This is a genomic window from Pyrococcus sp. (genome assembly GCF_030153625.1).
GTDB lineage: Archaea > Methanobacteriota_B > Thermococci > Thermococcales > Thermococcaceae > Pyrococcus > Pyrococcus furiosus.
The window spans coordinates 1-13,781 of record NZ_JASKLM010000002.1 but is presented as its reverse complement, the minus strand read 5'-3'; the positions used below and the strand labels follow the sequence as shown (position 1 = coordinate 13,781).

The 13,781-nt window shown below is 40.1% G+C and carries 12 protein-coding genes, 1 other RNA gene and 1 pseudogene; 11 read left to right on the top strand and 3 right to left on the bottom strand.

Features of this window, described 5'->3' with window-relative positions:
- Positions 1-2: 2 nt before the first annotated feature.
- The 11 genes from PWP39_RS00540 (at position 3) to fen (ending at position 12,135) form a co-directional block, all read left to right on the top strand.
- Positions 3-1,949 (top strand): beta-CASP ribonuclease aCPSF1, encoded by a 1,947-nt coding sequence (locus PWP39_RS00540; RefSeq protein WP_014835404.1) that lies wholly within the window; start codon positions 3-5, stop codon positions 1,947-1,949.
- Positions 1,950-1,953: 4 nt separating this feature from the next.
- Positions 1,954-3,291, top strand: coding sequence for a threonine synthase (thrC, locus tag PWP39_RS00535; RefSeq protein WP_011012553.1), 1,338 nt, complete (start codon positions 1,954-1,956; stop codon positions 3,289-3,291).
- A 33-nt stretch (positions 3,292-3,324) separates the two neighbouring features.
- On the top strand, positions 3,325-4,002 hold the full coding sequence (gene pyrH, locus PWP39_RS00530; protein ID WP_014835405.1) for a UMP kinase: 678 nt from the start codon (positions 3,325-3,327) through the stop codon (positions 4,000-4,002).
- A gap of 240 nt (positions 4,003-4,242) precedes the next feature.
- Positions 4,243-6,360, top strand: a complete 2,118-nt coding sequence (locus PWP39_RS00525) for an ABC transporter substrate-binding protein (RefSeq protein ID WP_011012555.1) — start codon at positions 4,243-4,245, stop codon at positions 6,358-6,360.
- A gap of 118 nt (positions 6,361-6,478) precedes the next feature.
- Positions 6,479-7,477, top strand: a complete 999-nt coding sequence (locus tag PWP39_RS00520; RefSeq protein ID WP_011012556.1) for an ABC transporter permease — start codon at positions 6,479-6,481, stop codon at positions 7,475-7,477.
- An 11-nt stretch (positions 7,478-7,488) separates the two neighbouring features.
- A complete protein-coding gene (locus PWP39_RS00515; RefSeq protein ID WP_011012557.1) occupies positions 7,489-8,640 on the top strand; it encodes an ABC transporter permease in 1,152 nt (383 codons plus the stop codon).
- Positions 8,633-9,613, top strand: coding sequence for an ABC transporter ATP-binding protein (locus PWP39_RS00510; protein WP_011012558.1), 981 nt, complete (start codon positions 8,633-8,635; stop codon positions 9,611-9,613). The genes PWP39_RS00515 and PWP39_RS00510 overlap by 8 nt, the downstream gene beginning before the upstream one ends.
- A 10-nt stretch (positions 9,614-9,623) precedes the next feature.
- On the top strand, positions 9,624-10,613 hold the full coding sequence (locus tag PWP39_RS00505; protein WP_011012559.1) for an ABC transporter ATP-binding protein: 990 nt from the start codon (positions 9,624-9,626) through the stop codon (positions 10,611-10,613).
- Between the two features lie 24 nt (positions 10,614-10,637).
- The gene (locus tag PWP39_RS00500; protein WP_011012560.1) at positions 10,638-11,027 is read left to right on the top strand and encodes a phosphate-starvation-inducible PsiE family protein; all 390 of its coding nucleotides are present in this window, start codon (positions 10,638-10,640) and stop codon (positions 11,025-11,027) included.
- 21 nt (positions 11,028-11,048) lie between these two features.
- An RNA gene (locus PWP39_RS00495) (C/D box small nucleolar RNA) lies at positions 11,049-11,106 on the top strand.
- Between the two features lie 6 nt (positions 11,107-11,112).
- Complete coding sequence (gene fen, locus PWP39_RS00490; protein ID WP_011012561.1) at positions 11,113-12,135, top strand: flap endonuclease-1; 1,023 nt, start codon at positions 11,113-11,115, stop codon at positions 12,133-12,135.
- On the opposite strand, the gene trm5b is transcribed toward fen, so the two are convergent.
- From trm5b to PWP39_RS00475, 3 genes and pseudogenes are all read right to left on the bottom strand, one after another.
- On the bottom strand, positions 12,125-13,123 hold the full coding sequence (trm5b, locus tag PWP39_RS00485) for a tRNA (guanine(37)-N1)-methyltransferase Trm5b (RefSeq protein ID WP_193328789.1): 999 nt from the start codon (positions 13,121-13,123) through the stop codon (positions 12,125-12,127). The genes fen and trm5b overlap by 11 nt on opposite strands.
- A gap of 11 nt (positions 13,124-13,134) precedes the next feature.
- Positions 13,135-13,551: a hypothetical protein gene (locus tag PWP39_RS00480; RefSeq protein WP_011012563.1), complete on the bottom strand. Its 417-nt coding sequence runs from the start codon at positions 13,549-13,551 to the stop codon at positions 13,135-13,137.
- A gap of 140 nt (positions 13,552-13,691) precedes the next feature.
- Positions 13,692-13,781: pseudogene (locus tag PWP39_RS00475) on the bottom strand (IS6 family transposase); the annotation flags it as partial.

Here is a 13,781-nt window from a genome sequence, read left to right as displayed (position 1 = left end):
TTTTGATTAAAAGGGAAACCATGGTTGAAGAAATTCTTAAGGAGATAAGAGAAAAGGTAGCTCAAAAAATACCAAAAGAAGCAAAAATAACCGAAATAGAATTTGAAGGGCCAGAATTAGTCATTTACGTTAAAAATCCTGAGGTTGTAATGAAAGATGGGGAGCTTATAAAAGAGCTGGCGAAAATTCTAAAGAAGAGGATAAGTATTAGACCAGATCCAGATGTTTTGTTACCTCCTGAAGAGGCTGAGAAGTTAATTCTGGAAATTGTTCCAAAAGAGGCTGAAATTACGAATATTTCTTTTGATCCATCCGTAGGAGAAGTTCTAATTGAGGCAAAGAAACCTGGGTTAGTAATTGGAAAAAATGGTGAAACTCTTAGACTAATCACCGAAAAAGTAAGGTGGGCCCCCAAAGTTGTCAGAACGCCTCCACTTCAGAGCCAGACTATCTACCTAATCAGACAAATTCTTCAAACTGAAAGTAAGGATAGAAGAAAGTTCCTGAGGCAAGTTGGGAGAAATATCTACAGAAAGCCCGAATATAAAAGCAGGTGGATTAGAATAACTGGACTTGGAGGATTTAGAGAAGTAGGTAGAAGTGCACTATTAGTACAAACTGATGAAAGTTTCGTGTTGGTTGATTTTGGAATTAACGTTGCTGCCTTAAATGATCCATATAAGGCATTTCCACACTTTGACGCTCCAGAGTTTCAATATGTATTGAAAGAGGGCTTACTGGATGCAATAGTCATTACTCACGCTCATCTTGACCACAGTGGAATGCTTCCATACTTATTCAGATACAATTTATTCGATGGGCCAATATACACAACTCCTCCTACTAGGGATTTAATGGTGTTACTCCAAAAGGATTTTGTGGAGATTCAACAGAGCAATGGACAGGAGCCATTATACAAGCCTAAAGACATAAAGGAAGTCATTAAGCACACAATAACCTTAGATTATGGGGAAGTTAGAGATATATCTCCCGACGTGAGGCTAACACTCCACAATGCTGGCCACATTTTAGGCTCAGCAATCGTTCACTTGCACATAGGGAATGGGTTGCATAACATTGCAGTTACTGGAGACTTTAAATTCATTCCAACAAGATTATTAGAGCCAGCAAGTTACAGATTCCCAAGACTTGAAACTCTAGTCATGGAATCAACGTACGGTGGAGCTAATGATATTCAAATGCCCAGGGAAGAAGCGGAGAAGAGGTTGATAGAAGTCATTCACCAGACCATAAGGAGGGGAGGAAAAGTCCTAATTCCAGCAATGGCAGTGGGGAGGGCTCAAGAAATAATGATGGTGCTAGAGGAGTACGCAAGAGTCGGAGGCATTGATGTCCCAATATATCTCGATGGAATGATTTGGGAAGCTACAGCAATTCATACTGCGTATCCCGAATATTTAAGCAAAACACTGAGGGAACAAATTTTCAAGGAAGACTACAACCCATTCTTAAGTGAAATCTTTCATCCAGTGGCCAATTCGAAAGAGAGGCAGGACATTATTGATAGCAATGAGCCCGCAATAATCATAGCCTCTTCTGGTATGTTAGTTGGAGGACCAAGCGTAGAATATTTCAAGCAGTTGGCCTCTGATAAGAGAAACTCAATCATCTTCGTAAGTTATCAAGCTGAAGGAACACTTGGAAGACAGGTGCAGAGTGGAGTTAGAGAGATTCCAATGATAGGAGAAAGTGGAAGAACAGAGGTCATAAAAGTGAACATGGAGGTTCATACAATTGATGGATTCTCGGGTCATGCTGACAGAAAAGAACTAATGAATTACGTAGCTAAGGTTAGACCAAGACCCGAGAGGGTAATTACAGTTCATGGGGAGCCTCAAAAATGTTTGGATTTAGCTACGAGCATTCACAAGAAGTTTGGACTCTCCACTAGGGCTCCAAACAATCTCGACACCATTCGACTGAGGTGATGCCATGAAATGTCCGAAATGCGGGAGAGAGTGGACTACTTTTATTCCCCCCTTTTGTACTTGTGGGGCTGAACTTGAAATTAGCTATGACTACTCTAAAGTAGATGTTAGAAAGTGGAAGAACAGACTTTCTTCTGTATGGAAATATCGAGAGCTTCTTCCCCCTGTAAAGAGAATGATTACACTGCGAGAGGGTGGAACTCCGTTAATAAAGGCAAGAATTTCAGAAAAAATTGGGATAGATGTGTATATTAAGGATGAAACTAGAAATCCCACAGGTTCATTTAGGGATAGACTAGCTACAGTTGCCATTTCTTATGGTTTACCTTATGCATCCAACGGATTTATTGTAGCTAGTGATGGAAATGCTGCAGTTTCAGTTGCAGCTTATGCTGCAAGAGCTGAAAAGGAAGCGTTTGTAGTAATCCCAAGGAAAGTTGACAGGGGGAAGTTAATACAGATGATGGCCTTTGGGGCCAAAATCATTAGATTTGGGGAAAGTGTTGACGAGGCAATAGAGTATGCAAGGGAAATAGCAAAGCTCAATGGCCTTTATAACGTCACGCCAGAAGATAATATTATTGGACTTGAAGGTCAAAAAACAATAGCCTTTGAACTTTGGGAAGAGCTAAATCCCACCCACGTAGTAGTTCCAACTGGTAGTGGAAGTTATATTTATTCAATTTACAAGGGATTTAAGGAGTTAATGGAAATCGGGGTTCTTGAGGAAATTCCTAATTTGATAGCCGTTCAAACTGATAAATGCAATCCTATAGCATCTGAAGTTCTGGGAACAAAGAAGAAATGCACAGAAACAAAAGCTCTCGGCTTGTACGTTAAAAATCCAGTTATGAAAAACAAGGCAGTTAAAGCTATAAAAGAAAGCAAAGGTACTGCAGTAATTGTAAATGAGGAAGAAATCATGAGAGGAGAAAAATTACTTGCAAGTGAGGGCATTTATGCAGAATTATCCTCAGCCGTAGTCATGCCGGCTTTGCTAAAGCTTAAAGAAAATGGGTTTATAGAAAAAGGAGACAAAGTTGTATTGGTAGTTACAGGTTCTGGTTTAAAAACTGGAGAAGGTGGAAAAGAGAAATTTTCAATTGGACCAACTAAAATTGAGATACTTAGGCTGTTGAAAGAAAGAGAAATGTATGCATATGAGATCTGGAGCTTACTTGGGAAACCTCTAAAGTACCAAGCAGTCCATCAGCACATTAAGGAGTTACTTGAATTGGGATTAGTTGAACAGGCATATAGAAAGGGAAAGAGGGTATATTACAAGATAACTGAAAAAGGATTGAGAATTCTACAAAACTTCGAAGACCTAGAGAACATTTAAAATCGTTACTTCTTAAGGTAATTTGGTGAAAGCATGAGGATAGTGTTTGACATAGGAGGGTCTGTCTTGGTTCCAGAGAATCCTGATATAGACTTCATAAAAGAGATAGCTTACCAGCTCACAAAAGTTAGCGAAGATCATGAAGTGGCGGTGGTTGTTGGAGGGGGGAAATTGGCTAGAAAATACATTGAAGTTGCAGAAAAATTCAATTCTAGTGAAACTTTTAAGGATTTTATAGGGATTCAGATAACAAGAGCCAATGCGATGCTTCTCATAGCAGCTCTAAGGGAAAAGGCATATCCAGTTGTAGTTGAAGACTTTTGGGAAGCGTGGAAGGCAGTACAGCTTAAGAAGATACCTGTAATGGGAGGAACTCACCCAGGGCACACTACCGATGCTGTAGCAGCGCTCTTGGCAGAGTTTCTTAAGGCAGATTTATTGGTAGTGATAACTAATGTTGATGGAGTATATACAGCAGATCCAAAAAAAGATCCCACAGCCAAGAAGATAAAGAAAATGAAGCCGGAAGAGCTTCTTGAAATTGTGGGTAAAGGAATAGAAAAGGCTGGAAGCAGTAGTGTTATCGACCCATTAGCGGCTAAGATAATTGCAAGAACAGGAATAAAAACTATCGTTATTGGAAAAGAAGATGCAAAAGACTTATTCAGAGTAATAAAGGGAGATCACAACGGAACAACGATTGAGCCCTAAAAATAGAAAACTTCCAGTGATGTATGGATATGGTCACGAAAGTTTATTTGAAATGCTCTAATGTGTTCAAGTAGCTATTTATGGCTTAACTTTTTGTTATATTTTTATATTTATTACGAACATTATGATAAATATTATGCCAAAATTTCTAGCATATTGGGTTAAAAATACCACATCATCGAAAAACTTATAGCTTGAGTACACTTTAGATATTAACTGAAAACTCGAGGTGATGGCCAAATGAAGAAAGGACTGTTAGCAATTTTGCTTGTTGGAGTCATGGTATTGGGAACTTTTGGAAGTGGATGTATTGGAGGAGGAACCCAAACTCAGACCCAAACACCCACAGAAACTGGAAGCCCAACCCAAACAACCACTCCTAGCGGAGTAACCCAAGCAATTTTGGAGCTCGGAAAAGTTACAGTTGTCGATACTGGAACAGCTATCGTTGTAGTTGGTCCCAAAGGTGAAAAACCAAGCGTTTCAATTCCATCTGGAAAGAAGGTAATTACCGTAACTTATGTGGTGGATGAGCAAAACACTCCAAGCGTTAAAGAGTTAATGGAGCAAGGTCAGGGATTTGGTGCAATAAACCCAGCATTCTTTAGGGATACAAACGTTGATGCTCTTGTAATAGCTGCCAGAAGAGAGACTAATCCGGAAGTAAGAACTGAAATATTCAAGGCTCTCTATATCCTGGGCAACTATTATGTCCCAGAAGTCATACTTGGACAGAACAGGCAACTCCGTGTCTACTGGGACTGGGTTAAGGGAAGATATTACCACCCGACACTCCCAGAGAGATATGATCTTCTCTGGGAAGACCCCAACGCTCCGGTAGTTGATACAGGAATTGGAAGCTATAAGAACGACCCAGAAACCTATGTAATAGCTACCATTGGATGGCCCGAAAGCTTTGACCCAGCTTGGACATATGAAACATTTGGATGGGAGATCTGGCACGAGATTGGAGACACCTTAGTCACTTACTGGAAAGAAGAGACTGAGCAAGTTACCCCCGACTTGGCAGTTGCATGGGCCCACAACAAAGAGGGCACCGAGTGGTACTTCGTTATAAGGGGAGGAGTTAAGGCTTATGATCCATGGAATGACAAGACTTATCCAATAGATGCAACTGATGTTGTATTCACCTTCTGGCGTGTTGCTAGGTTAGGGCACTCAGTTAGTTGGATGGTTACAGAATTCATGAATGTCTCAGCTTCCCAGGCACTCACTGAGGAAGAATTCAACAACTACGTTAAGAACAACCCACTTATAGCAGAGTACAATGGAAAGACTGCAGAAATTAAGTCTCTACAAGACTTACTCAACTTCTTCGGATACAACGGTGAAACTGCCGGAGTATTCAAGCTTGTCCTTCCACACCCATACGCTGCAGTATTAAACATAGTGGCAGATCCATTCCTAAGCGTAGTTCCAATGGAGTACTTGTTAGGAGACAAGTATGAAGAAGCACTCAAGGCAAGCAACTATGGTAAGAACCCAGACGCTTGGGAGGCTTATGTGCAAGAAGGAGTCGACGATCCAACTCACCAGTTAATGCACAAGTACCCAGTTGGTACTGGACCATTCTATGTTAAGGAGTACCAAGAGAACTCCTACATAGTCCTTGAATACAATCCATACTATTGGAATGCAACAAGCAACCCAGGACACAAGAGAGTTATCTACATCATAAACAACGATGCTGTTGCCAGAGTACAACTCTTAACCACTGGAACAGCTGACGTAGCAGCAATACCAACGGACAAAATTGAAGACGTCCAAGGAGTAACGAAGGATGGATATAAAGTGGTAGTGCAGACCGACATACTCTTGCCAGTTCTAACGTTCATAGTATTCAACACCCAGAAAGAACCCTTCAACGACGTAAAAGTCAGACAGGCCCTAGCATATGCAATTCCATATGATCAAATAGCAAAAGTAGTTTACAACAACCTCCTCGAGAGGAACTGGGGACCAATTCCAAAGCCATGGCCTGGATATACCGAGTACGGAATCATCAAGTACGAATACAACATTGCTAAAGCCAAGCAAATGTTACAAGAAGCAGGAGTTGATCCAAGTAAGTATTCAATAACCCTCATCTACAACGCTGGTAACACCCAGCGTGAGAAGGTGATGACTCTAATCCAAAACGTGTGGAGCCAGCTTGGATTTAGAGTGACAGTTGAATCTTATGAATGGCCAGTTTACCTCTCCAAGACAGAACATGGAGACTACGACGTTTACATAGTAGGTTGGGTACCAGACTACCTTGACTCCGACAATTGGGTAGGCCCATTCCTCTATGGAGCTACAGAGTTCTCTGAAATAAACATTGAAGTTTCTGGATGACTTCTTTCCTATTTTTCTTTTGTCTTTCTGTCTTTTCATATACCGAAGGATTTTTATTTTGTTGACAAAAAAGTTTAGACGAAAATTTTAATGCGACAATGAACATGGAGGGACATAGATGGCGAACCTCAAGAAATTCTTAATTAGGAGGCTACTAACTTTTATTCCAACAATAATAGGAGTTACAATAATAGTATTTCTAATAGCATATAAAATACCAGCAGATCCAGCCAAGGCATGGGCAGGAGGAGAGAAAGCAACTCAAGCTGCAATTGAAAGGATAATAAGAGAATATCACCTAGACAAGCCTTGGTATGATCAGTATATCTTTTTAATGAAAGGACTACTTACAAATACAATTATCGACCCCAGAACGTCAAACCCTGTTATGTATGACGTTGGAAAAAGATTTCCAGTAACTTTTCAGTTGGCAATAATAGCGTTTGTCTTCATTCTTCTCGTAGGAATTCCACTAGGAATAATCTCTGCCCTTAAAAGGAATACATGGATAGACACAGTGGTAAGAATATTTGCCCTCCTGGGTGTTTCAACTCCAGCATTTTGGCTAGGATACCTAATGCTGTACGTCTTCTTTGTGAAATACAGAATTACCACAATAGCAGGTGTCCCACCATTTCCACCAAAGATTACGGGAGTTCCCATGATAGATGCTTTACTAAGGGGCGATTTTGCACTGTTTAAGCAACACTTAGCAAGATTCTGGCTCCCAGGCTTCACTCTTGGCTTCCTGGGAATGGGAGTAACAGCTAGATTCGTGAGAAATAGTTTCCTTGAGGCACTTAGCTCAGACTTTGTTCAGTTTTTGAAGGCCAAAGGAGTACCAAAGCTTAGGCTTTATAGGCACGCCCTAAAGAATGCATTAGTTCCGATAGTTACTGTGCTCGGCCTCCAATTCGGTGGACTTCTTGGAGGAACACCAATTACTGAGACTGTGTTTGGGCTCCCAGGAATGGGTAGTTATGCGGTACAATCCATTCAAAACTTAGACTTCCCAGTCGTGGTAGCTATAACTTTCATATACGCTATAATCTACGTGGTAACTAACCTCGTCGTTGATATACTCTATGCTATAATAGATCCAAGGGTTAGATACTGAGGTGATTTCAAATGCAGGAAGAGTATAAGAAGTCTATACTTGACAAACTTGCCGATAAATTCGTTTATGGTCTTGGAAAGTTCATAAGTTTATTTAAAAAAGGCTGGATGGAAAAAAACAGGTCAAAGCTTGAAGAATGGAGATTAATGCTTTATGCCTTAAACAGGTCACCTCCAGCATTAATAGGACTGTTTCTTGTAATGATTTTTATCTTCCTGGGAATCTTTGGACCGTATCTAGCTCCTTGGAAGTACAACTTCATGCCAACATTATATACAAGCAACTATGACCAAGTTTATCTCGTACCCCCTGGGAGTAAAGCGGTGCTAGAGTACTATAATAACGCAGTAATAACTTATCCGTTAGGCTCCGATCATTATGGAAGAGATCTATTAAGTTTGATCCTACAAGGAGCAAGGACGAGCTTTGTAATTTCAATAATAGTTATTATCTTGGGAGTCCCCCTGGGAATAATTTTGGGACTAATTGCAGGATATTACGGAGGAAAGATAGACGAACTAATAATGCGTATAACTGACATGTTCCTGTCTTTTCCAGCGTTAATCTTGGCAATAGCACTTTCGGCAGTATTACCTGAGAGACTACAAGAGTTTATCTCAGCACATCCTATTCTAGAGAAAATAGTGCTGGCAATCTTTGCTCTAGACCAGAGAGAAGCAGGGAACCTTGGAAGGTTGCTTGCTGTTATAGTGGCAATGATTATAGTATGGTGGCCAGGATACGCAAGAATCACTAGAGGTTCAACGTTGGCTGAGAGAGAAAAATTATATATCGAAGCTGCTAGAGCAATTGGCCTTCCAACAAGAACTATACTCTTCAAGCACATCCTGCCAAACATCATTGGGCCAATATTAGTGTACATAACCCTAGATTTCGGTAGCGTAGTTTTAATGGAAGCTGGACTAAGCTTCCTGGGACTCGGTGCAACACCACCAATTGCAGACTGGGGAAGAATAGTATACGATGGAGCCCAGTACTTCCCAAGGTGCTGGTGGCTAGTGTTTTACCCAGGATTGGTAGTTCTCTTAACAGCGCTTGGATGGAACTTACTTGGTGATGGCCTAAGAGATATCCTGGATCCAAAGACCAGAAGAAGCATAGAGTTCAAGGTAAAGAAGAAGGAGGGTGAGAAAAGTGCCTGAGCCCATCCTCCAAGTTAGAAATCTAACTGTTCACTTTTATACTTACGCTGGAATAGTTAAAGCCATAGAAAAAGTGTCTTTCGACGTGTACAAAGGAGAGACTTTCGCCTTGGTTGGAGAAACGGGGTGTGGAAAGAGCGTAACCTCAAGGGCCCTAACTCAACTAATAGAGAGCCCAGGTAGAATAGTTGAAGGTCAAGTTCTATATTACAGAGATGACGGAAGTGTCGTGGATTTACTAAAGCTAAGCGAAGAAGAGATAAGAAAGATTAGAGGAAACGAAATAGCCTACATATTCCAAGATCCTCATGCTTCACTTGACCCACTATACACTGTTGGACACCAAATTGCCGAAGCAATGGAAGTACATGGGAAAATCTCGAATATAAAAGAGGGAATTCAAAAGGCAATCCAAATCCTAAAATCCGTTCTAATACCAGATCCAGAGAGAAGAGTCAAGAATTATCCGCACGAACTCTCAGGTGGAATGAAGCAGAGAGTTGTCATAGGGATAGGTGTCTCTAACAATCCAAGAATCTTGATAGCCGATGAGCCAACTACTGCTTTGGACGTGACTGTTCAGGCACAAATTTTGGAGTTACTAGATAAGATGAAGAGAGAGTACAATGCTACAATAATTCTAATTACCCACAACCTGGGAGTTGTTGCAGAGACGGCTGATAGAGTTGCAGTTATGTATGCAGGAAAAATCGTTGAAATTGGAAGTGTGGACCAGATATTCAAGAATCCTCTTCATCCCTACACTCAAGGATTATTGAAAGCAGTTCCAAACCCAATGACAAAAATAGAGAAGTTAGAAGCAATTCCTGGAACAGTTCCAAACCTCATTAATCCACCAAGCGGCTGTAGATTCCACCCAAGATGTCCAAAGGCCATGGAGGTTTGTAAGCAGAAAGTGCCTGAGCTTAAAGAAATCGAGCCAGGGCATTTTGTTGCATGCCACTTATATTGAGGTGATTCTTATGGAATATGACAGAGACGTTGTGCTGAAGGTTGAAAACCTCAAAAAGTACTTTCCAGTGAGGGGACTTATAAGGACAATTGGATGGGTCAAAGCTGTAGATGGCGTTAGCTTCGAGATAAGGAGAGGAGAAACCTTCGGACTAGTAGGGGAGAGTGGGTGTGGAAAGACTACAACAGGTAGAACAATCTTAAGGCTCATCGAGCCTACAGATGGGAAAATCATATTCATGGGCAAAGATGTAACTAAGCTTAAAGGTGAAGAACTTAAATGGTTCAGGAGGAAGGCCCAAATAATGTTCCAAGATCCTTATTCTTCATTAAATCCTAGGCAGACCGTATTTGAGATAATTATGGAACCTGTGAAGTTCCACGGCATTCAGGTGGACGATCCTGAGGAGTTTGTCATTAAACTGTTAGAAAGTGTAGGACTTAATGAGACCCACTTATACAGATATCCTCATGAATTTTCCGGAGGTCAAAGACAAAGAATCGCCTTAGCTAGAATACTTGCTTTAAGGCCAGAGTTCATAGTTCTAGATGAGCCTACCTCAGCATTAGATGTTTCAGTTCAAGCGAACATCTTGAACATGCTCAAAGACCTGCAGAAGGAATATGGATTCACATACCTCTTCATAAGTCACGACTTAGGTGTAGTGAAGTACATGAGCAATAGAATAGGAGTTATGTACTTGGGTAAGCTAGTGGAAGTAGGCCCTGCTGATAAACTCTTTGAAAATCCACTGCATCCATACACCCAAATGCTCTTTTCAGCAATTCCGATTCCAGATCCAGATATAGCTAGAGAAATGAAGAAAAAGAGGATGAAAGTAACAGGAGAACCACCAAGCCCAATAAATCCACCAAGCGGCTGTAGGTTCCACCCAAGATGTCCATACTTTAAGGCAGGAGTATGTGATAAGAAAGAGCCTCCTATGGTGGAAGTCGAGAAGGATCACTACGTTGCTTGTTGGCTATATGCAAAAGCTTAAATTTTCATTTTCTTAATTTTGTTTATGGTGAGAAGAAAGGCTATTAAAGCTTTGGATCTTGCATTTGACATCGTTACTGGCATATTAGTAATTCTTGCAATAGTACTTTTAGGAGTCAGTATAATAAATGGTTTCAAATACTTATTTGCTGGAAATCTGGAAGGAAGTCTTGAAGAATTTTTAATGGCACTAATCCTCTTAGAAATGTACGAGTTGCTCTCCCTATATCTGAAAGAGCACCATGTAAGTATGAGGAGGGTTGCTGAGCTTGGGATCGTGGCAATAATTAGAAAAATCGTCATATCAACTAAAGACACGGAAAAAGCCGATCCACTTGTCTTATTTGCCTTTGCACTAATGATCTTAGCTCTAGGGTGGATATATACTAGATTGGAAACCATAGAAAAAGATTAATTTCCTAAATAATATTGTATATGCAATGATGATCCTTCCCCTCAACTGAAAGGTGATGAGCACACCGGTAGGCTGAGGTGATATTATGGGTGTCCCAATTGGCGAGATTATACCAAGAAAAGAAATTGAGTTAGAAAACCTATACGGGAAAAAAATCGCAATCGACGCTCTTAATGCAATCTACCAATTTTTGTCCACAATAAGACAGAAAGATGGAACTCCACTTATGGATTCAAAGGGTAGAATAACCTCCCACCTAAGCGGGCTCTTTTACAGGACAATAAACCTAATGGAGGCTGGAATAAAACCTGTGTATGTTTTTGATGGAGAACCTCCAGAATTCAAAAAGAAAGAGCTCGAAAAAAGAAGAGAAGCGAGAGAGGAAGCTGAAGAAAAGTGGAGAGAAGCACTTGAAAAAGGAGAGATAGAGGAAGCAAGAAAATATGCCCAAAGAGCAACCAGGGTAAATGAAATGCTCATCGAGGATGCAAAAAAACTCTTAGAGCTTATGGGAATTCCTATAGTTCAAGCACCTAGCGAGGGAGAGGCCCAAGCTGCATATATGGCCGCAAAGGGGAGCGTGTATGCATCGGCTAGTCAAGATTACGATTCCCTACTTTTTGGAGCTCCAAGACTTGTTAGAAACTTAACAATAACAGGAAAAAGAAAGTTGCCTGGGAAAAATGTCTACGTCGAGATAAAGCCCGAGTTGATAATTTTGGAGGAAGTACTCAAGGAATTAAAGCTAACAAGAGAAAAGCTCATTGAACTAGCAATCCTCGTTGGAACAGACTACAACCCAGGAGGAATAAAGGGCATAGGCCTTAAAAAAGCTTTAGAGATTGTTAGACACTCAAAAGATCCGCTAGCAAAGTTCCAAAAGCAAAGCGATGTGGATTTATATGCAATAAAAGAGTTCTTCCTAAACCCACCAGTCACAGATAACTACAATTTAGTGTGGAGAGATCCCGACGAAGAGGGAATACTAAAGTTCTTATGTGACGAGCATGACTTTAGTGAGGAAAGAGTAAAGAATGGATTAGAGAGGCTTAAGAAGGCAATCAAAAGTGGAAAACAATCAACCCTTGAAAGTTGGTTCAAGAGATAACCTTAAAGTCTATTGCAATGTTATACTGACGCGGTGCATAGTTTCTAACTATTCTCTTTCCCAATATCTCAATTTTAAAGCTAAATTCATTTGCCACTTTCTCGATCTCCTTTATATGTTCCCCATAGGGATCACTTTCGGGACCAAACCCATAGTAGTGAATTACGCTCCCAGGTTTAGCGCTCTCAAAGGCATAAGGCAAGAAATCTTTAGCAAATTTAGGAAGGTTCATTATTATACGATCAGCTTTTATTAAGCCAGATACTTTTCGAACGTCTCCTAGTATTGGAATCACATTGAAGGACTTGTTTAATCTAATATTTTCTTCTAGATACTTTATAGCCCAGGGGTTAATGTCACATGCAAAAACAAGCTTTGCTTTCCTTGAGAGAAGAATAGAATATGGGCCAACCCCGGCAAACATGTCAAATACAACCTCTCCCTCTTTAGCCATGTTGAAAACCCGCATTCTTTCTGTAGCTAATCTCGGAGAGAAATACACTTTTGAAATATCTAACTTCAATCGAATCCCATTCTCTTTATGGAGAGTTTCAGTTCTATTTTCTCCAGCTAAGTGGATTAGTTCTCTAACCCTATATTCTCCCACGATTTTGCTCCCTTTAGCGAAGACACCTCGAATGCCTTTGTGAACTTTAAGAATAGCTTTTCCAATTTCCTTTTCATACCCTTTTAGCTCCTCTGGAATCTCAACTACTGCAAGATCACCAATTATATCAAATGAAGTGGGAAGATACCTTCTTAACTCTTCGGGGATATTAACGACTTCTTTGTAGCTCCTGGGCCTTATTTCTTTAGGTTCAAGGTCAGCTTCAATTATCTCAAATCCTTCTATAGGTTCCTTCACAGGAATTAGAAGAAAACCTCCCTCTCTTCTTATTTTATACCTTTCGTCAAATTTACCCAATTCGATGAGCTTTCTTCGAACTTGCTCTCCCAACTTCGTTGGAACCTTAACTGCCAACACCATCATACTTGGATTTATCTCCTCTCTTTTTCAATCTTTATGTTTAGATAGTATTTTACAATGTCTTCCACTTTTCTGAAGTCTCTCTTAGGCAAATTTAAAATTTCCCTTAACCTTTTATTTTCAGCCATTAATCCAGAAACTTGAATTGCAAGGTTCCTATTATCTGAAGAGATTTGAAAAAGCTTAAATTTCAAAGATGACCACTTACCCTCGACTTCATATAGCCTTTTCTCTAGTATCTCAACTTTTTTCTCGAGCTCTTTAATTTCCTTTTCTGTATGCTCTTCAAACTCAATATTTCCTTTTATGAAAATTTCTCTAAGAACTTTTTCAAGAGAGAAATCAAGCTCGTTAGAAATATTGATAACAAAATCCGAGATTTCAATAGTTATTTTAGCAAATCTACTTTTCTTGAATACTACTTTCATTTCTTAGCACGCCCCTTAGTTTTTGAGTTCTCAGCAGAAAGTTCTTCTCTAATTCTCATCAAAAGTTCCTTGTCCACTATGGCCTTCTCTTCGAATATCTTCAGTTCTTTATAACTTTCTTCAATCTCAGCAAGATACTGTTAGGATAACTGGGGCATCACCTCCTGAAGCCATTCAGTAACATCACCAGGCGGATCACCAAAACTAGAATGAATTCTGACAAAATTATA